The following is a 19,521-nucleotide window of genomic DNA, read 5'->3' on the forward strand; positions in this document are numbered from 1 at the left end:
GTTTTCCTCCTGCTAATATGACATGTAGTTTCAGATCGGAATAACATCCCTTGCCGACATTTATCACTTACATCCAGCTAACCTCCAACTTGGGACATATGTCGGAGAGACGGAACACCTCGAATTTCTTCGCCTTTAAGAGCTTTGAGCATGTCATGCGTTTTGGGCTTAACCCCCAGCGCTCTAAGAAACATGGCTTGAACCGCACTGGCATTACCGACATGTGGACGTACGTTGAATTCATCCGACCAATAAAGGCAGGGCTTGATATTGCCGTCTGCCGTAAGTCTCAATCGGTTACATGTACCGCAAAAGTGACTGCTTACAGGATGAATCAGACCGAATGTGCCCGCCGCTCCTTCAATACGGTAACTATCTGCCGGTCCATGGCTATAGACATCACAGCTTGTGTAATTCCAGCTGTTCTCACATGTATCCAGTACATGCTGCAGTGACATAAAACCCGATTTCCAGGCTTCTCCGCTCTCCCCTATGGGCATGTATTCGATGAAGCGAACATGTATCTCTTCATCGAGAGTCAAGCGCAAGAAGTCCTCAACCTCGTCATCATTCACGTCTTTCATAAGCACCACGTTCAGTTTGATTGGCTGCAGACCAGCTTTTTGGCTGGCTCTTACACCATCGAGCACCCGTTTCAGCTTGCCTCCCCTGGTAATTCGGGTAAACCGTTCAGGTTGCAGGGAATCCAGACTGATATTTACTCTTGTCAGCCCGGCTTCTTTCAGACGATCCGCGCATGCGGCCAGATATATGCCATTGGTTGTCATAGCGATATCCTCAATGCCAGGAATCTCAGATAAACGGGAAATTAGCCCATCAAGTCCTTTTCGGACAAGAGGCTCCCCGCCGGTCAGACGCAATTTCCTGATCCCAAGCGGAGCAAGCGCCTGAACAACCGAGACAATTTCTTCATGTGTCATGATCTGATCCGGTGGTTCAAACTGCATCCCTTCCTCCGGCATGCAGTATACACAGCGCAGATTACAGCGGTCCGTAACCGAGATGCGCAGATAATCATGAACTCTTCCAAAAGGATCAACCAGTCCAGCTTGCATCTCAAACTCCCCCTTCCTCTGGGTGTAATTTCACTATGGCGGGATGGAGGGATTCACCTTTCCTCTCATCACTTGTCATCTTGTCGCTAAATATAAGGATGTCTCTGTAACGTAACTGTGCAAAATATCACAATGAGTGAAACATAATGCACATGATCTATATCTCAATCTCCCGCAATCCCGGTTCCAAGCAGGAATCCGTAAAAAATGAGGCAAGATTATGACAAAACAAAATGTGTGAGCACGCTCACACAGGGGACCGTACATATTTTCTATACTCAGTTTGCAACACCACACTAAACCGATCCAGGAGGAACAACCTATGAACACATATGCAGCAACAATTAACGCAACCGAGTATCCACCGCATCTGAAACATAAAATCATCTTCGAAACGTTTGAACAATTGCCGAAAAATGAGGCCATGCTGCTTATCAATGACCATGATCCGGTGCCTTTGCGATTTCAATTTCAGTCCACTCATCCAGAAGGTTTCACCTGGGAATATATCGAACAGGGGCCATCTGTCTTCCAGGTCAAAATCAGTAAATTGTAAATGGATGGACCAAACAAAGCATGAACTTACAGGAATGGATGTGAGCCATATGTCTTCAACGGATAACCGAATCATTGAACTCGATGTCCGGCCGCATTTAAGCAAAAAGCTTGAGCCGTTCCAACTCATCATGAACACCGTCAAGGGGCTGGACCCCATGGATGTTTTTGTGCTCCACGCTCCTTTCAAGCCGACACCCCTGCTCGGCATACTAAAAATGAGAGGCTATTCCCATTCATCGGAACGAGTCAATGCTGAGCACTGGCGTACCACATTCGTACACAGGAAAAATAAAACGTGGTCCAAGGAAGGGACGTTTCATACTGCAAAAGACCTGAACCAGGAAGAAACTCCTACTGGCTGCGCCGGAGAGCCTGACTCAACTGAATTTACTTACAGCTCTGATGAGATGCCCCTGTCCCCAACCATCACATTGGATAACCGGGGATTGGAGCCGCCACAGCCAATGATGAGAACCCTCGCCGCACTAAAGCGCTGTGAGCCTGGTCAAACGGTTCTCATCCATAATGACCGAGTTCCTGTATTTTTGATGGAAGAACTGAATAATCTCGGATGCTCTTACACCGTAGAGGATCAGGCGGATGGTACAGCCAAGCTAAGAATCGTAAAAGGATAAGGGAGGGAAACGCCATGTCCAGGCTGCCATTTTGGTTTATCGTAACAGGCATCCTCGGATTTATCGCGTACCATGCGTTTTCCCTTCTGTCCCTGACAGGCTGGCTTGGTGATGAGTTACGAGGGCCGGAAGGATGGTTCCATGCCCATCTGTTTGTCTTGGGATGGGCGACCATGCTGGCCATGGGGGCTGTATATCAACTGATTCATGTGATTTTGCAATCGGATATTTATAGTACACGGCTTGGTTACATCCATTACGTGATGTTTAGCATTGGCGTCACTGGCATGTTGTATGGATTCATTCAGGCAGATGTACGCTGGCTTGCAGGTTTCGCTACCTGTGCCCTGATTGGAATTCTGTTGTTCGGATGGAATATGGCGGTCACGTTATTTCGAGCAGCGCAATGGAATCCGATTACGGTAAGTACGGCTTGTGCTTGTCTTTATTTGGTTCTTACCGGCCTGACGGGTATGTTAATGGGCTTGAATTTTGCATTCGGACAATGGAACGGACTGCATGAACGAATATTCGGGGCTCATATCTGGATGGGGACCATCGGGTGGTTCGGCATGTTAATTACAGGATTCAGCTACAAAATGCTGCCCATGTTCTATCTTTCGCACCATTATCCGGTTCGGCTTCAAAAGATAGTCCTGTTGTTGTGGAATGCAGCTGTCATTACAGGCGTTGTGGCATTTCTAGCTGATATGAAACGAGGCTTGCTCTGGCTCGCACTCCTGCTGCTGACAGCAGGTATGCTTGTGTACGTCTACCATTTGGAACAAATACAGGAGAAACGTCACAAAAACAATCCCGGCCCAGGCATACGCTGGTCAGTCTATGTAAGCCGTGCACTGGCAGCATTAATGGTCGCTCTGTTGATCTATGCATCACAAGGACCGGAACTGCTGCTTCATCCGCGGGTAGTCCTTCTGGCAGGCTGGGTCTATCTTGGTGGATGGGTCTCATTAACCATTCTGGGTTATGCTTCGAAGATTGTCCCCTTCTTATGGTGGACACACAAATATGGCAAGCAAGCCGGAAAACCAGGAACACCTCTTATGGCTGGTATGTTAAATCAGCGTCATGTGAGCTGGGGTTTGATTGCCATGGCTACTTCCAGCCTTCTGCTTGTCAGTGGGGTATTGATCAATCTGGCAGAGGTGATGATGGTCGGTGGTACTCTTTTATCGATTTTCTCCATGGCTTATATCTTCATGATCGCAAGGGTGTTCCAACATTAAGAACAGAAATGGAGCGTGGAACATATGGAACAGATGCAACAGGTAAACCCACTGCTTGAGTATCTTAAGGAAGTATACGACCCGGAGCTAGGCGTTAACATTGTTGACCTTGGGCTCGTATATGAAGTGCAGGAGGAGCCGGAACGGGTCTCGGTCCGCATGACCTTGACCACACCAGGCTGCCCGCTGCATGATACGATTCTCGGTGCTGTGAAATGGGTACTGCAGGAGCATACAGACCATAAAGATGTAGATGTACAGTTGGTATGGGAACCTCAGTGGTCTCCCGATATGATGTCGAAAGAAGCCAAGGAAATGCTCGGATATTTTTAAATGGGTAATCCAACTGGCTCCTGATGAACATATAGACACGATAAAAAACGTACTACAACTCTGCATACATGAGAGTGTAGTACGTTTTTTGCTAGGTGTTTTGATAATTTTTTATGAAAAATCTACAGGCCTTGAGTGACTCCGAACCATTTTATATGTCACGGGCGTACGATTCATCGGGTACCTTGTTTAATACAACAAACAACCGAGCTTCACGGTTTCCCTTGTTATGGAAAGCAAATGTGTCTTCTCCACTACAGCAGATTACATCTTCCTGTTGTACTTTCTGTTCGACTCCATCCAATATAATTGTTCCTTCTCCTTCGATAATAAGAACCAGCACATCCGATCCAGGATGTTTATGGACAGGCAGTTGCTGTCCGGGCAGAAAATGCAGCGCAAACGTGACCCCACCATTCTGCTGAAACAGAATGCGTTTGGTAAAACGTTCGGTCTGAAACTCTTTGACGGCTTGCAAAGAAATCTTGCTCATGATGATTCCTCCTTCTCTAATCTTAAGATGAATTCATCATAGAACACCAAAGCTGGATTTTCCTTGATTGAGATCAAGAAATCCCTAAGTGGAAATAATTGATTAGACAACGAGACGTCCCCGCTTCTCTGCAAGACCAATAGTGGCCTCCACCCCGGAATTGAATTCGAGAAAGTCCTGTTCCACCCCATCGCTAAATATGACCCCATCCTCGGGCATTTGCGATACGATCCGCAGGGGCTGTTTCGGGTGAACCTGACCAAACACCAGGTTAACTGCTGTTGTCCGGCTCGGGAACGGTTCACGAACTGTAAAGTACAAATAGGGCGCATCCCACCCAAAGTTCTCCCTTTGATTCCCTCGGGCAACCGGACTAACAGCGTTCACATCATCATTGATGTGCATATGCTTCCAAGCTTCGGACCCCACAATGCCGGCTGCTCCAGCCAACACACTCTTGAACCAGCCTGTCGATCCGAGCCCGGTGGAAACTATAATACCGCTCGATGACTGCTGTTCTACCGAGGAACCCAAACGGACCTCATACCTGGCTGAGACATGGGTCTTCCGTCCGATGAACAGATCGTTAACCCCATACAGAAACTGTCCATCGTTAAGTTCCACTTTTGCCAAAGTTACTTCTTTCAAGGAACGCTGTTTACGCATCACATCTGGAATAATCATCTTCAGATCCTCCACCGTAAAAGGAAGAAGTACGCCATCCCATCGCATGGGATCGGGATTCACACCGATGAGCGGCTGTTCCGTCACATATTTGAGCGTATTCGCCACCAGTCCATCCTGCCCTACAACCACAACGATGTCCTGTTCTCCGAATATAAAATTGGGCACATGTTCCCGGTCAATGGTCTGTACCCGGCCGAGTTGACCCAGCTGATGCTGGGCCTGCTGCACGGAATGTCGATAACGTCGATCCTCTTCAATATAATCACTGAAATCGGCACCAAGACGTTCAATGTAAAATTGGGCCTGCTGCACCGTGTTATAACGCACTACGAGTTCTTCCAATCTTGTTCTGCGTTTGACCAGAATCAGCTTGGCATCGCCAAGATGGTTTTGGTCAGCATGCTGTGTACGTGTAGACTTATTGGAGTGCCCCAGTCTCATCGTGCATGGCCTCCCCTCTCTCTTCCAGGTGTCGACATTAAGCCTTGCAGCAGATCAGGTGAAATGTTGAGCTGACCAATTTTCCCTGCATTCTCTGCCAACTCCTGAAATGCCAGCGCAATCAGTTTATCCGAATTCATTCCCATATTGGCCATTGCTTGAAGTACATTCGGTTCAACATCCTGCAATGATCTCATAACAGCAGCAATTTCATAGGCTTTCGCATCCGCTTCAGCATTTTGGTTGGCAATGGTCAATTCAATGAGCTGCTGTTTCCGTTCCTCCATGGCCGTGTTGAATTGAAGCTGCTCCTGCTCCATTTCATTTTCTTTCTGTTTGACCGAACGCTCCGCCTGTAATTGTGTCTCCCTGATCTGCTGCTTTTTCGTTTCCACGGCTATTTCCGTATTAAGTTCGTTTTCCTTCACTCGTCTCTCCTGCTCAATGGAGGCATTGCGGCGCACATATAAAGCCTCATCCGCTTGACGTAAAATTTCTTCCCGTGCCTGTGCCTCCAGCGCCCGCATCGTTTCCTTATTCGGCAGAATGGCCAGTATGGATAAACTCATCAGCTCAACGCCCAATTTTTCAAGCTCCTCACTTTGCACCACTTCGCGCTTCATGCTGCTTGCAAGCCGTTCACTGGATTGAATGGCCTCCTTCAATGGCATCTGCTCCAAGTGCTTCTTGGTTAATACTTTGGCAGTCGTAATCACACGTTGATCAAGCTTGCCAGGATCGTCAGAGATATATTTGTTTTTGCGTAAGTTGTACGTGTAATTTAAGCTTTGCGTTATTTTCAGGTAATCCACGATGCGGTAGCTTAATTGGCCCTGAACCGTCACCGTTTGATAGTCCGCCGTAATCTCTTCGAACATAAACGGAACATCGACGGATGATACAGGCAGGACAACAACCGACGTTGTAGGCTCATAATAATAAAAGGACAGTCCTACACCTTCGCGCTGCACCTTGCCATTTTTAATTTTCATTACATATTCACTGGGTTGAAACTTCACGAATCGTAATCCAAACATCGCTCATTCCCCATTTCTCAATAATGTCATTGTGATATTATCGAAATGATAACAAACAAAAATGATAATGTCAATATGACATTAATGAATTCCTAAAAAAAAGAAAAGACCCATCTCTTGGCTGCAGCCTTAAGACAGGTCTGTATTTCATTGCTTCCCTATTTCAATATAGCAGTTCCATCATTCTGGCGACGACAACAGCACCTTGTGCACGGTTAGCCGTCTGTTTGGGAGCGAAGTTTCCATCGCTCATGCCCTTCAATAAACCTAACTGCTGCATGGATGACACGGCTTGCTTCGCATAACCTGAGATATCTTCGTTATCCCTGAACTCCGCACCAGTGGATACATCCAAATCGGACGTTTCATCCTGCTTCACAGCATTCATGGCACGTTCCAGTATAACCGCCATTTCTTCACGGGTAACCCGTTCATGCACTCCAAAAGATCCGTCAGGGCGTCCCTGAATAATGTTCATCTCCAAACCAAGACGAATCGAATCTGTATACCATTGTCCTTCGGATACATCATTTAGCAAATATCCGTTTTTGTTCGGAATATGAGACTCACCAATTCCCTGAACAACCATATGCAAGAACTGGGCTCTGGTCAGCACACCCAACGGCTCGAAACGGTCACCGGACATCCCGGAGACAATTCCTTTAGCATACAAACTCTTCACTTCATTCACTGCCCAAGAATGTGCTTGTATATCCGTCAGAGGCACATTCACCTCTCCAATAATGAATGAACCGGATTGAAGCGGCTTGAATGTCATGACCTGTGCAGAATCATCAAATGCGGAATACAGGACTGTCTTCATCTGACCATCTGGCGATATGGATTGAACTATGGGAACTGTATTCGCTGTCGCCGGTTTAGCTATACCCGCAAATGCGACCTCAATAGCTCGATCCGTCCAAGGCAGCACTTTGCCATCCACCAACAGTTTGACATCGATAACGGAGTGATTACCGATCAGTGCTTTTTGCTGCTCGGACAGATTCGCAGTGGACCCCTTCGATATCACCACATCCAGTGTTTTGGCGGTCGATGCATGGATCTCCTGAAGTGATTTCATCGGTATGCGTACCGAAGTCTGGCCCACTCTCAGCTCCAATGACTGTAACGCCTGCATCTGAAGCCATGCTCCGAGTGAACTCACAGGCAATTGGAATGTGACTACTTGGTATGGTTCAGCAATGTCTGCAACCAAACTCAGCTGCTGGTTACCTGCTTCCAGCCCTTTAGCTAATTGAACCAGCTGCTGTTCGTTCAGTGAAACAGAATACTGATCTTTCCCGGTCAAAACTCCTTTGATTAGGGTAGAACCCTTTTCGGTCTGAAGTTCCGTTTCAGGTGCAGGTACTGTAACCGCTGGATTTCCTGGTGAGGATGGCTGTGACGGTTGGACTGGTTGCGATGGTCCAGGTGTTGACTCCTGCCGGACCAACTGACCCATGGCTTCTTTTAATGCGCTGTCTGCTTCACTGATACTCTGAATTGAAGCTTCGATATCGTCCATCCATTCCTTGGCAGTAGTCAGCGCTTCCACCAATCTGCTCCAACTCGCAGCCGTGTATTGATTTTGCTGAAGCTTGGACGCCGAGTCCACGGTCATCTGAAGAGCAGTTTTGTCTGCAGGAAATGTTCCATATGCCTCAAAATCCATGAATCCTACCCACGTCGAACCGGCTGTGATGGTAACCCGAATGTAACGTGCCTGAGTGTTTTCCAGCAGTATGTGTCTTGGACTGGTGGATACAACGACATCACTTGTGGTATCCACCACCGTGACATAATTTTCATTGTCTTCAGAGACTTCGATTCTGTATTTGATGCCTCCACTCCACATGGACATTTCTAACTTACGAATATTGGCAATGGTGCCCAGGTCCACCTGCCACCAGCTGCCTACACTTTGATCCGTTCCCCATGATGTATTCGGGTTGCTGTCAATCGCCCCATCAGGTGAGTTGCTCTGTCCGCCGCCCGTTCCTGCACTGGTGGAGGCTGTTGCTGTCTTTCCTGTTGTTAAGGCTTCGAGTTGAACAAGGTCACGACTGGCTTGCTGAAGCTGTCCCATTGCTTGATTGACTTCAGACTGGATAGCATCGGGTTTGTCTCTTACCACAATGGCTGCCTGCAGCGCCGTCTGCAAAAGGCTCCAGCTTCGGTAAGTATACGATGATTCACTCTGCTGCTGAGTCTCTTCGATGAGCTGTATAAGCAGAGTCTTGTCTACATCGGACAATCCCTGAATGGCTTTCTCCAAATGGATCAATACCTGATTCACTTCGGTCTGGGTCGCTCTTGGATCAGCAAGTACTTGTTTAGCCTTGGAGAGTGCTTTGCTGAAAACGGTCCATGTTGCGGTAGACCAATCTGCTTCATGATATGATTTTGCTTCTGCAATTTTGCCTTCAAGCGCCTTCCGATCAGCCGGAATAACTTCAAGCTGCTGCATAACGGCTTCGAGTACTGCTGCAGCTTCATCGGTCTCCTGTTGTGTCAGAACCTCTGAAGTATAGGCTTTTTGATATGTGTCCTTCGCTGTCTGAATGGCTGGTGCCAGGGTTATCCAGCTAGACGGCGTATAATCAGAAGCCACCATTTCACTCCCACGTTTAATGGCTGCCCATAATTGCTGGCGGTCTACAGGCAGGGTATCCATCCCTCGTTTGTACACATTCAGTGACTCCAAGGCACGACCTTCGAACGAGTACCCTCCATTGGCAGGATATTCATCATAGTCAAACATGGCATGGTTCTCCCACGCATCTCCCTCTGAAGCAATCCAACCCACATTGGCGGCAATCCATGCCGGCTCCCAGTAGAAAAAGCCCGCTCCGCGGCCATCAGGAACTTCTGCAATCATATCCATAATGCCGGCGATGGCATCATGCTGGCCTTGCACCGTAGCCGGGAAAGTCGCTCCTCCCACATTCAGCGCCTCTGGACTTCCAATGATGTTGCCATGGGCATCTCCATTTTTGTAGGAAAACGGATATGAGGTCTCGGCAATGATGACTTCTTTTTTATATTTGTCGGAGACTGTATTCATCGTCTGCCGTACATCTGCGAAGGTTCCATGCCAGAACGGATAGTAGGATAACCCAATGATGTCATAATCCAGTCCGCGATCCTCCAGTTCTCCAAAGTACCAATCAAACAACTCCGGTTTGCCGCCTTCTGCCAGATGAATCATGATCTGAACCTGATCTCCACCATCGACCGCGCGCACCCCATCTATACCACTCTGCAGTAAGGCAACATTCTCATCAAAATTCACATTGCTGTTCAGGCCATTCAGAACACCGCTGTTAATTTCGTTCCCGATCTGAACCATGTCCGGCATGGCGCCCGACAGTTTCATCTCACCTACAACCTCAGACGTATAATTAAATACCGCCTGTTTCAGTTCTTCAAAGGATAAGCCCTCCCATGCCTTCGGCCTAAGCTGCTGACCTGGATGAGCCCACTCATCGGAATAATGGAAATCTAGCAGGATCTTCATTCCCTTTTCCTTAACACGTTTAGCTAGTCGAATTACATCATCTTTATCATTATACCCACCTGACTTTTGTGGATCATTCCACAGTCGGAGACGAACATAATTGACGCCGCGGTCCTTAAGGATGTCGAGCAGGTCCCTTTCCGTCCCATCACTGTCCAGATATTTACCGCCATTGTCTTCAATTGCCGTTAAGGTTGAGATGTCCACTCCACGTACAAAATCATTCCGGTATCCCCCAACCTGAATATCAGCTACCGGTTGAGTAGGCGCTCCATATACATCCCCCGTAACAGTGAAGCTTCCAGCGGAAGAATACTGAATCGGATCTATCGCGTTCCATGATACGGGAACATCTGCCGTCTTTCCATTTGAATAATGAGCCTGCACTTCAGCAGGCATAACGGGTGCAACACCTTTTACTGTGGAAATAGAAATTGGAGCATACGATGTAATGAGTTCTGGCGTAAGCCCCTCTTCTTGCCCCCAGACTTTCAATTCGGCAATGCCTGGCCACCAATCTGGACCAGCATAATATGGAATCGTAACCTTCACATACCTCACGTCGTTAGCCTGAAAACTCACCTTCGCGATGTCTTCTGCTGTTTCGTTCGTTCGGTGATCCGCTGCCGTTGTCCATTGAGCGCCATCTGCTGACACTTCAACATGGTACTTTACCACCTGGCCTTTATCTTTCCATGTCACTTCAGCTCCCGATACCTGGTACGTTCCTCCCAGATCGACCATTAACCAATGAGGCTGTTCTGCTTCATTCCTGCTGTCTGCACTCCATTTGGTATCGGCGCTGCCGTCCACGGCATTTTCCTTGTTGCCACTGTACTGCAGATCCTCTGCACTCACGGTAACCTGTTTATTCAATGCAACGTTTACCCCTGCTGCCCCAGCCGGACGTACCCAGAAGCCCAACTCACAGAGTAGCATGAGTAAGACCAGGCAGCCGCTTATGTATTTCTTGTTCACTCTTGATCTCCCCCTTTTTCGATTGACTGAACATGATTGAATCATTGATGAAATCTATATTATTGTAAGCGCTTCACAGTAAGCCGGAACACGGCATTTTCCAAAGGAAACAGCAGTTATTTCAAACAGTTTAATATCTTTGCTGCTGGCCGAACCATTCGAACCATGAAGTCGTTCTGCTCCCCCTGTCTTAAAAAAAAGCCTTGACGCAAAAAAACCTGCCCCTTTGCCTACGGCATCTGGGACAGGCTTTACTATCTATATTATTCCTTCCGATGAAATCGGATCAACAGTAATCCTAATTTGAATTAGGATCCGTGTCTTAACCGTTTCATGAACAAATCACTTATTTGTCAAGCTTCAGTTCCAGTTGGATCTGAATATCATTCTCTGTGGATAATACAACAGAGTGAGGATTCTCCATACCGAAGTCTTCGAAAGTCACCGTCGTCGTGGCAGACAGCAGTACCTGATCATTTTCATAGGCAGCCTTTGCATCAAAAGTAACCTCTTTTTCGACACCTTTAACCGTAAGGGTACCGTTCATTTTAAAATCCACGGTTCGTCCTGCAGTCCATTCCGCGGGCATACCTTCAAAAGAAGTGGCCGTAAAAGTCGCTTGCGGATGTGTGCTAACATCGAAGAAATCAGCTTCTTTCACGTGACCATCGCGCTGACCGTTACCCGAATCAATTCCGCTCATCTCAATCTGACCTTCCGCTTTCATCTGGGAAGCATCGTCCACATTAATCGCCCAGGTTCCACTTACCTGCTCGTCCACAAAATTGACGGTCTCCTGTGATGTCGTTACCGAGAAATATACCTTCGAGCCTTCGCTAGTGGTCCAATCCCCGTTTAATTGCTCCGCGCTTGCTGCTTCATTTGCAACCGTTGTACCAGTGCCTGCTTCCGTTGTGGATGCTGCAGTGCTTGCTGGTAGTACCTGCTCAATAGCTACGTTGTTCCCCATATAACTGTTAGCGACATAGTAACCTCCGCCCCCAAGAATTGCGATTGCAGCGACGCCGGATATCACCCATGTTTTTGTCTTTTTATTCATCTCTATCTCCTCCAATTGGTCATTGTATATGTTGGTTGTTGCAAGAATCTTATCACCCCAATGTGTCAGGATGACGTCAAAAAGGATGAAACCCTCATTCTTTCCTGAAAATATTTGCCTAATTGGCTTTAAGCCCTGGCTCATGTAAAATCAGTACACAAGCTTATGTCGTGAAAGGAGACACCTTCTTGAAATCCATACTTATCGTTGAGGATGAGCAAGCAATTGCGCGTGTGCTGGCTGCTTATCTGAGAAAAGCGGGTTTTGAGGTCCGTCATGCCGCCGATGGACCCACTGCTCTCACTTTATTTGATTCTGACGTACCCGCCCTGGTTCTGCTCGATGTCATGCTGCCAGGGATGGATGGTTGGGATCTGCTGAGAGTGATTCGCGAAAAAAGCCCTTGCCCTGTCATTATGCTAACAGCACTGGACGACATTCAGGACCGTCTCAACGGGCTGAATGCCGGTGCCGACGATTATATGAGCAAACCCTTCGTGCCGGAGGAAGTGGTTGCAAGAGTGAATGCTGTTCTTCGCCGCAATCCACATTGGACAGCTGAAGGGGAAGGTAAACGTTATTTTGGCAATCTGGTCATTGATCTGGCAGCCAAACAGGTACTGCTGAATGGTGCAGAAGTGGCTTTAACACCACGTGACTTGTCGCTGCTGATGTTCCTCTCTGAATATCCGAATCGAACATTCACCCGGGAGCATCTCATTGAGCAGGTATGGGGCATGGACTATGACGGAAGTGACCGGGCTGTGGATCTTTCCATTAAACGGTTGCGTCAGGCCCTCTCCCACTGGCTGCCAGAAACAGGAGAAATCCGGACTTTAAGGGGAATGGGGTATCAATTTTGGATCGCAAACTGAGCCGTAAAACGCCTAAACGAAAAACATCCATTCTCTCCTATTGGACGCTTCAATATTTTCTGATCCTCTGTATCGGCTTCATCATTATTGTTGCGGGGGCACTCTACTGGATCAGGACCACTTCCCTGGAGAAAGGTCTCAAAACCGCTGAGCTTCTGGGGCTTGAAATTGCGGAGAAGGTATCAGGGACTGAAAACAAACTGCACATCCCTCCTGATCTGGATCGATTGGTAGACAAGCGTACCAAGCTTTTTAATACCGATAATCATTTTTGCATCATGATTCTCGACAACAACAATCAATTGATCTATTCGAACCCGAAAATGACCCAGCAGGAAGTCTACACTAGACTGTCGGATGATCTATCGGAGCCGCGAAACCACAAATTTGCGGGTGTAACCGTCAATGTAGTGGATGCCGACCAGACGCTGGGTAAAGTATGGGTGCTGCAGTCCAAAAAAGCCATAACGTACAGTGCCGACACGCTGCTGATCGTAGGTCTGCTGTTTGCTGCTCTCATTCTGTGTGGCTGGTTTACAATCTATCTTCTGTCCCGCAAACTGTCCAAGCCCATTCGCCAGGTTGCACATGCTGCAGAGCAGATTCGAACCGGTAATTATGATGTAAACCTGAATCTGGACACCAGAGAGCAGGAAATGAATGAACTCGTCCATTCTTTTCGTGAAATGTCCCTGCGATTACAGCAGCTGGAAGAATGGCGTAATCTCTCACTGGCAGGCGTTACCCATGAGCTGAAAACCCCGGTTACCTCCATCAAAGGACTAGTTATGGCTGTTCGAGATGATATCGTCAGCCCGCAGGAAGGCAAGGAATTTCTTGATATCGCATTAAAAGAATCCGAACGTATGGAACGCATGGTGGCTGACCTTCTGGACTATAATGCCATGAGTGCAGGCAGTGTTGCCGTACGTCATGAGCGCATCGATCTGAGTCTGCTGGTTGGGGAGATTATTTACCAGTGGAAAATCGCTTACGAAGATCAATCACCGGAAGTGGCAATGCATGTACCTGCGGGGGCACTGTATACGATCGGTGACGCATTGCGGATTCAGCAAATTATCGTCAATCTGCTGAATAATGGTTTGCAGGCCACAGCTTCGGGGCAAACCACGTTGTTCGAAATTCGCCTGCGAGCTGAAGAACACGATCTCTACGTAGACGTACAGGACAACGGAACAGGCATTGCCGAGGAAGATCAATCCAAAATATTTGAACGTTTCTACCGTGGCGAGCTCAAGAAGAGTCGGTCTCGGGGATTGGGACTTGGGCTCACATACAGCCTCCTTCTCGCTCAAGCACAAGGTGGAGATCTGACCCTCACCTCAAGCAGCCCAAAAGGAAGTCAGTTTACGCTGAAACTGCCACGCTGGAAGACACCTGATGCAACAACTCCGGAAAAAGCTTACCGTTCACCAGTAAATGCTTAGAACATCTTAAACAGCAGAACAGCCCGGCCCGGTTTCCTGAATGGATTCCTGGCAGGGCTGTTTCGTTATATCATTTACATTTTGTTTATCGGACAATAATGTTTCGGCTCAGCTTCTATGTAGATAATAATCGCGGCATATACTCATCATATGCATCAGCTATCAATTGTTCATGCAATGGACTGTCCGTAATAATCGCTTTCCGTTTGGCTTTGAGCACAATCTGCTCCACATCGGCGTAACTGCACCCTTTTAACTGCTTGCACATATAGGTTTTCAGGTCTGGCTGATGCTCAAATTGTCCAACCAGTTTGTTGATATATCGCTGCCTGCTCTCTTCATCCGGCATGCCATACGTTATTTTGGTATCAAATCGACGCCATACGGCATGATCCAGTTGGGTTTCCAAATTGGTGGCTGCCACAAGTACGCTATCGCCTTCGAATTCATCAAGACACTGCAGCAAGGTGTTAACTACCCTGGCCATCTCTTTCACTTCATCATTGCTCTCCCTGGTGCGGCCAATGGCATCGAACTCATCCAAAAACAGGACACAGGGATTCAGGCGTGCATACTCAAAAAGTTTGCGTACATTCGTAGCCGTCTCTCCCAAATGACTGTGAATGATGGCGTCCAGTCGTACTAAAACCAGTGGGAGATTAAGCCGGGAGGCCAGGTAGGATGCCGTTAATGTCTTCCCGGTACCGGGAGGACCAAACATAACCAATTTGTTTGGCATGGAAACATCATGTTCCACAAAGCGTTCCTTCATGCCGAGAATGGTCAGGAATTCCTCAATGACACGCTCGTTCTCCTGTGAGAAGACGATGTGCTTCACTTTGCGTGTGCACTCTTTCGGTGAATAAAAAGCAGCCATATCTATTCCCTTGGCACGGGGAATACGGTTCATATGATTTGTTTTGCTCATGTTTTGATAACTCTCCTTCGTTCATGCCAGGAGAGTAAATTGCGAATCTCCAAGCCTAAAGTAATTGATGTTTAAGAAACCGAATAAAGAGGTCACGATCAACTAAGATTTATAATCGTCACTTTAAACGACTTATAAATAGTTTGTTGTGAGTTAGTGGTGAGTTTCTTATTTGAACTTCAACTTAATCGTAATTATTACTATTTAATCATAGCATACGACCACCTTTTTGCAAAGTCAGTCTTCCTCCCTCGCGCAAAAAGCTTTTGTATAAGCATTGCACATGTTGCATGCTTTGCCCAAATTTGCTATTCTGAAAGTGCATCGTTGTGTATAACGCAAATAAGCCCTCTTTATTAAGAGGACAAAATGTTCCGAACTTCAAGCGGCAACTTGAAAAGTCGGACTTATCTTAATACCAACGAATGTAATCTAACTCAAAGTGAGGTTATTAATCATGGCAAAAGACGTATTGTGTGAAGTAAATTCCTGCGTTCACTGGGCTGAGGAAAACAAATGTAATGCTGATTCGATCTATATCGTGAGCCACAGTTCTCAAGAAGCAAGCAAGTCTGCTGAAACAGACTGCAAAACCTTTGAAGTAAAATAAAAACTTTACCATTGTTTTAAGTTAAAGGAGCCCTGGCCGGTTCCTTTTTCTTTTTGTATTGTAACAAGAATGATAATTATTATCAAGCCTTTTTGCCAAGTTCGTTATTCCCCTGTCAGGATGCACATAAAGGAGGCTGCCCACGTAAACTACGAGAGCAGTCAATCTGCCCATGAACGATTAGATCCAAGAGGTGAATAACGATGCCTGTTAAAAGTGGCAAGCAGTACATTGAACGAATCAATTCCCAGACTGTCCCCTGCTGGTATAAGGGAGAACTCATTACGGGTAAAAGATCAGAACATCTTGCTTTCAAAGGCCTCATGGAGACACAAGCGCAACTCTACGACATGCAGTCAGATCCACGGCTTGCAGGCAAGATGACGTACGAATCCCCCGTAGACGGTAAACCGGTGGGACTATCGTTTCTGCCGCCCACCACAGTTGATGATCTGCGGAAACGCCGTGAAGCGATGAGTGTCTGGTCAAACGCTCATCACGGGTTTCTGGGTCGGTCACCCGATTATATGAACACGGCCATCATGTCATTCTATACTGCAGCGGATCTCCTTAACGACTTATCTCCGCAGTACGCTGAAAATCTGAGGAACTACTATGCCTTCTGTCGTGACAATGATATTACCCTCTCTCATGCTTTTATACAACCACACGCCAGCAAAATATCCGGGCAGATGGACGCTACCGAGGATGCAATCGCAGCCAAGGTGGTTGAGCACACCAAAGATGGCCTTATTATCACTGGGGCATTCATGATGGCTACACAGGGTGCAACTTGTGACGAAATTTTTGTATACCCGTCTCCCTCACCTGCCCCATTTGACGACGAGAATCCATTCGCCTTTGCATTTGCCGTACCTAATGATCTGCCAGGCATCACCCTCGTTTGTCGGGATACCTATGCATCTGAATCATGCTTTAATTTTCCGCTCAGCTCCAGATACGAAGAAATGGATAACATCGTCATTTTTGATCATGTCTTAGTGCCACATGATCGGATTTTCTTTGCCGGAAACGAAGAAATGTCCTCGCGTCTATTTAGCGGAAGCAACTTCCACATTCACGCGGGACATCAAGTGTTATGCCGATATATTGCCAAAACTGAATTCATCCTGGGAACACTTCAGTTGCTCACCGATACGCTTGACCTTGCCTCTGAAGCACACGTCGTTGAAAAAACGGCACGTGTATTAGCCGGACTTGAGTCTCTTAAGGCCTTAGCCATCGCAACTGAAGCTGGTGCCATCCCTGATGGTAGAGGTTTTATACTTCCTGCACCACAGCCACTGATGGCTGCCAATATTCTGTATCCGAAGCTGTATCCCGAGATGATTGAAATTATCCAGTTGATGGCTTCAAGCGGGATGATTATGGTGCCTCAGGAGGAAGAGTTCAAAACGGATGCAGCAACACATTTGGACATCTACCTGAGAGGAACGGATATGACAGCACAGCAGCGCACTTCCCTTTTCCGTTTGATCTGGGAGCTAGGTGCAGGTTCATTCGGTGGCAGACAGACCCAATTCGAACGTTTTTTCTTCGGGAACAGTATTACCGTATCCAACCGCTTGTACTCAACCTATTCTGGAGTAGACACGTACCGTCAGCTCGTTAGCCATTTTCTGGCAGACACGCATCGTTAATTTCTGTTCGCCCAAGAGGCAACGTTTTAAATCAGATGGTCATAGACTGTCATCAGTTCAGAGGCTGGTCTGCTGATATCCACGTCTCTTAATGCAGGCTGGTCTCCGTAACCGATATGAAAGACTCCTACTACCTGCTCTTCACTGGTTAAGCCCATCAGATTCATAAAAACGGGGTGCTGCTGATAATCATTCATTTTCCAAACGGCATGCAGTCCCTGTTCTGCTGCCAGCATGGAGAATCGCCTGCTCCAGGCTTTTGCAGGCAGCATATGATCCTCTTGACTGCCCGTTGGTGCAACGACAATCAGATGCGCAGGGATGGCTTCTGTATATTGATATGCGGCCCAGTCACCATATCGGTCTGCCAAGTGAGGAGGATAGCTCTGTCTGACTGCTTCCAGATAGAGCTGGCGCCCTTCTCCAGCAAAAAGCATAAATCGCCAGGGTTTAGAGCTCATCACGTACAGAGAAGGGTCTGCCTCATCCAGCAAACGTCCAATCACCGACTGTGGTACCGGAAGTGGGCTGAATTCGCAGCTACCTGCTCGCTTCTTGCCACTCCCCAACTGATTCACACCGGTTAACATTGTATCGCTCCTCCTTTATCTTCACTTTCTGTCAGACACTCTCCTTGCAGATCTACATGAGCCAGTTTTTCTTGGGCTCCACTTCACTTCTTCTTCGGTCAACTTCCTCATGTATCCGGGCTTTGTCACGGGAGGTGAAATGTTCCGTTTCCGAATGTTCCGTTTGTGGGATACTGTCACGTACAAGCCTGATGTAATCCATTGAACGAATCAGGGATTGACGTCCCGGAATGAATCGAATTTTACGACCTTCAAGCAAACAGTAAATTTCAATCATGCCAGGCAGCTTCCCGAAGGCTTCCCAGCAAAACACACTGGCCATATGCTGAAAAGCTTCAACTACGTTTGGATCGTGGACCACCATGAATTTTTGAAGCAGCAGAGAGTCCCACCCTTCCGGTTGCCAAGCTGTCTGGACAATCATCGACAAGTGCATGGAAAGTGCAGGAACTTCGGTTTTCCACTGTTCAAACAGGATCATGGGATGCTTCAAATCATCGTTCATGGCAATTGCCAATGATAGTTCATCAATGACTTTATTTTTCACATCCCAGTAATGAAGGATGGAGTCGAAACCTGCTGCCTTTTTCGGCCACCACTTTTCCAGCAGATATTGTACCGGAACCTCCTTGCGCACATCCGGGTCCATACTATAAAAGGCATTAACCGCATGACTGACCGCATACTGAACGCGGTGTCTCCATTGCAGCGGGGACCGCTCCGCAGGCGCCGATTCTGGGCGAATGAATCGATGCGGGCTGCGAAGCATCTCCTCCAATTTATAATCCTCAAGCAGTCGCTCCGAATGTTCCGTACCTCTCGGTTGAACGGCTGCCTGAACATTAGGTTTCAACATAGTTTCTAGGACACCTGTAATCCGGCAGCAGCGAAGCGTTTACCGAATTCACGGCATGTATCCTTCTCCTGCTCCATCGGACTGTACTCAATCTTCAGCATCTCTGGAGATACCTCCGCCCCGCGCTCCTGCAGCTTCGCAGCTGCAAGATCCACCGCTCCGCAAAATTGTTCATAAGATGTGTCGCCGCTGCCGAAGACAGCCGCTCTTTTGCCACTCAGATCCAGTTCATCCAGCTCTTCGTAAAAATCAAGGAATTCATCGGGCAGTTCCCCGTCGCCCCATGTGTATACTCCAATCAGGAAAGCATCATATTCAAGCACATCTGCTGCATTGCAATCCATTACATCCTTGAGGACTGCCTCATGCCCTCCCTGTGTAATTCCTTCTACAATCAGTTCTGCAATTTCTTCCGTATTTCCAGTCATGCTCGCATAAGCCACCAACAATTTAGCCATCTATTTTTCCCTCACTTTAATTTATTCATCAAG

At 47.4% G+C, this 19,521-nt stretch carries 18 protein-coding genes; 8 read left to right on the forward strand and 10 right to left on the reverse strand.

Going from position 1 to position 19,521, the window contains the following annotated elements:
- Positions 1-77: 77 nt before the first annotated feature.
- Positions 78-1,076 carry a GTP 3',8-cyclase MoaA gene (gene moaA, locus MHB82_RS19230; protein WP_341175628.1) on the reverse strand — a complete coding sequence of 333 codons (999 nt, stop codon included), beginning with the start codon at positions 1,074-1,076 and terminating at the stop codon, positions 78-80.
- A 322-nt stretch (positions 1,077-1,398) separates the two neighbouring features.
- On the opposite strand from moaA, the gene MHB82_RS19235 reads away from it, so the two are divergent.
- The 4 genes from MHB82_RS19235 to MHB82_RS19250 are packed head-to-tail and all read left to right on the forward strand — an operon-like array spanning position 1,399 to position 3,849.
- Complete coding sequence (locus tag MHB82_RS19235) at positions 1,399-1,632, forward strand: DUF2249 domain-containing protein (RefSeq protein WP_341175629.1); 234 nt, start codon at positions 1,399-1,401, stop codon at positions 1,630-1,632.
- A gap of 4 nt (positions 1,633-1,636) precedes the next feature.
- A complete protein-coding gene (locus tag MHB82_RS19240; protein WP_341175630.1) occupies positions 1,637-2,269 on the forward strand; it encodes a DUF2249 domain-containing protein in 633 nt (210 codons plus the stop codon).
- A gap of 14 nt (positions 2,270-2,283) precedes the next feature.
- Entirely contained in the window at positions 2,284-3,516 is a 1,233-nt protein-coding gene (locus tag MHB82_RS19245; RefSeq protein WP_095361838.1) for a hypothetical protein, read from the forward strand.
- 33 nt (positions 3,517-3,549) lie between these two features.
- On the forward strand, positions 3,550-3,849 hold the full coding sequence (locus MHB82_RS19250; protein ID WP_110759305.1) for a metal-sulfur cluster assembly factor: 300 nt from the start codon (positions 3,550-3,552) through the stop codon (positions 3,847-3,849).
- Between the two features lie 151 nt (positions 3,850-4,000).
- Here the strand turns inward: MHB82_RS19250 and MHB82_RS19255 are convergent, their stop codons facing one another.
- The 5 genes from MHB82_RS19255 to MHB82_RS19275 form a co-directional block, all read right to left on the reverse strand.
- Positions 4,001-4,342 (reverse strand): cupin domain-containing protein, encoded by a 342-nt coding sequence (locus MHB82_RS19255; protein WP_341175631.1) that lies wholly within the window; start codon positions 4,340-4,342, stop codon positions 4,001-4,003.
- Positions 4,343-4,444: 102 nt separating this feature from the next.
- Entirely contained in the window at positions 4,445-5,470 is a 1,026-nt protein-coding gene (locus MHB82_RS19260; protein WP_341175632.1) for a sugar kinase, read from the reverse strand.
- Entirely contained in the window at positions 5,467-6,507 is a 1,041-nt protein-coding gene (locus MHB82_RS19265) for an SPFH domain-containing protein (RefSeq protein ID WP_341175633.1), read from the reverse strand. Before MHB82_RS19265 ends, MHB82_RS19260 begins: the two co-directional genes overlap by 4 nt.
- A gap of 163 nt (positions 6,508-6,670) precedes the next feature.
- Entirely contained in the window at positions 6,671-11,002 is a 4,332-nt protein-coding gene (locus tag MHB82_RS19270) for a glycosyl hydrolase 53 family protein (RefSeq protein ID WP_341175634.1), read from the reverse strand.
- A gap of 346 nt (positions 11,003-11,348) precedes the next feature.
- Positions 11,349-12,062, reverse strand: a complete 714-nt coding sequence (locus MHB82_RS19275; protein WP_341175635.1) for a YceI family protein — start codon at positions 12,060-12,062, stop codon at positions 11,349-11,351.
- A 188-nt stretch (positions 12,063-12,250) separates the two neighbouring features.
- On the opposite strand from MHB82_RS19275, the gene MHB82_RS19280 reads away from it, so the two are divergent.
- Together MHB82_RS19280 and MHB82_RS19285 are read left to right on the forward strand one after the other, a co-directional pair.
- Positions 12,251-12,937, forward strand: a complete 687-nt coding sequence (locus tag MHB82_RS19280; RefSeq protein WP_095361848.1) for a response regulator transcription factor — start codon at positions 12,251-12,253, stop codon at positions 12,935-12,937.
- Positions 12,922-14,385 (forward strand): sensor histidine kinase, encoded by a 1,464-nt coding sequence (locus tag MHB82_RS19285; protein ID WP_341175636.1) that lies wholly within the window; start codon positions 12,922-12,924, stop codon positions 14,383-14,385. The genes MHB82_RS19280 and MHB82_RS19285 overlap by 16 nt, the downstream gene beginning before the upstream one ends.
- Positions 14,386-14,500: 115 nt before the next feature.
- Here MHB82_RS19285 and MHB82_RS19290 read toward each other — a convergent pair whose 3' ends face one another.
- On the reverse strand, positions 14,501-15,313 hold the full coding sequence (locus MHB82_RS19290; RefSeq protein ID WP_095361850.1) for an AAA family ATPase: 813 nt from the start codon (positions 15,311-15,313) through the stop codon (positions 14,501-14,503).
- 457 nt (positions 15,314-15,770) lie between these two features.
- Between MHB82_RS19290 and MHB82_RS19295 the strand changes: the two genes are divergently transcribed.
- On the forward strand, positions 15,771-15,923 hold the full coding sequence (locus MHB82_RS19295) for a DUF1540 domain-containing protein (RefSeq protein ID WP_095292667.1): 153 nt from the start codon (positions 15,771-15,773) through the stop codon (positions 15,921-15,923).
- Positions 15,924-16,126: 203 nt separating this feature from the next.
- Positions 16,127-17,584 (forward strand): 4-hydroxyphenylacetate 3-hydroxylase family protein, encoded by a 1,458-nt coding sequence (locus tag MHB82_RS19300; protein WP_341175637.1) that lies wholly within the window; start codon positions 16,127-16,129, stop codon positions 17,582-17,584.
- A 26-nt stretch (positions 17,585-17,610) separates the two neighbouring features.
- On the opposite strand, the gene MHB82_RS19305 is transcribed toward MHB82_RS19300, so the two are convergent.
- Genes MHB82_RS19305 through MHB82_RS19315 form a run of 3 tightly spaced genes read right to left on the reverse strand, consistent with a single transcriptional unit; the run spans position 17,611 to position 19,488 of the window.
- A complete protein-coding gene (locus tag MHB82_RS19305) occupies positions 17,611-18,174 on the reverse strand; it encodes a nitroreductase family protein (protein WP_095361852.1) in 564 nt (187 codons plus the stop codon).
- A 52-nt stretch (positions 18,175-18,226) separates the two neighbouring features.
- Positions 18,227-19,030, reverse strand: coding sequence for a hypothetical protein (locus tag MHB82_RS19310; RefSeq protein ID WP_095361853.1), 804 nt, complete (start codon positions 19,028-19,030; stop codon positions 18,227-18,229).
- A gap of 5 nt (positions 19,031-19,035) precedes the next feature.
- Positions 19,036-19,488 (reverse strand): flavodoxin, encoded by a 453-nt coding sequence (locus tag MHB82_RS19315; protein ID WP_251643628.1) that lies wholly within the window; start codon positions 19,486-19,488, stop codon positions 19,036-19,038.
- Positions 19,489-19,521: the final 33 nt, after the last annotated feature.

It is taken from the genome of Paenibacillus sp. FSL K6-2862 (genome assembly GCF_038005125.1).
In the GTDB taxonomy this organism is placed as follows: Bacteria; Bacillota; Bacilli; order Paenibacillales; family Paenibacillaceae; genus Paenibacillus; species Paenibacillus illinoisensis_A.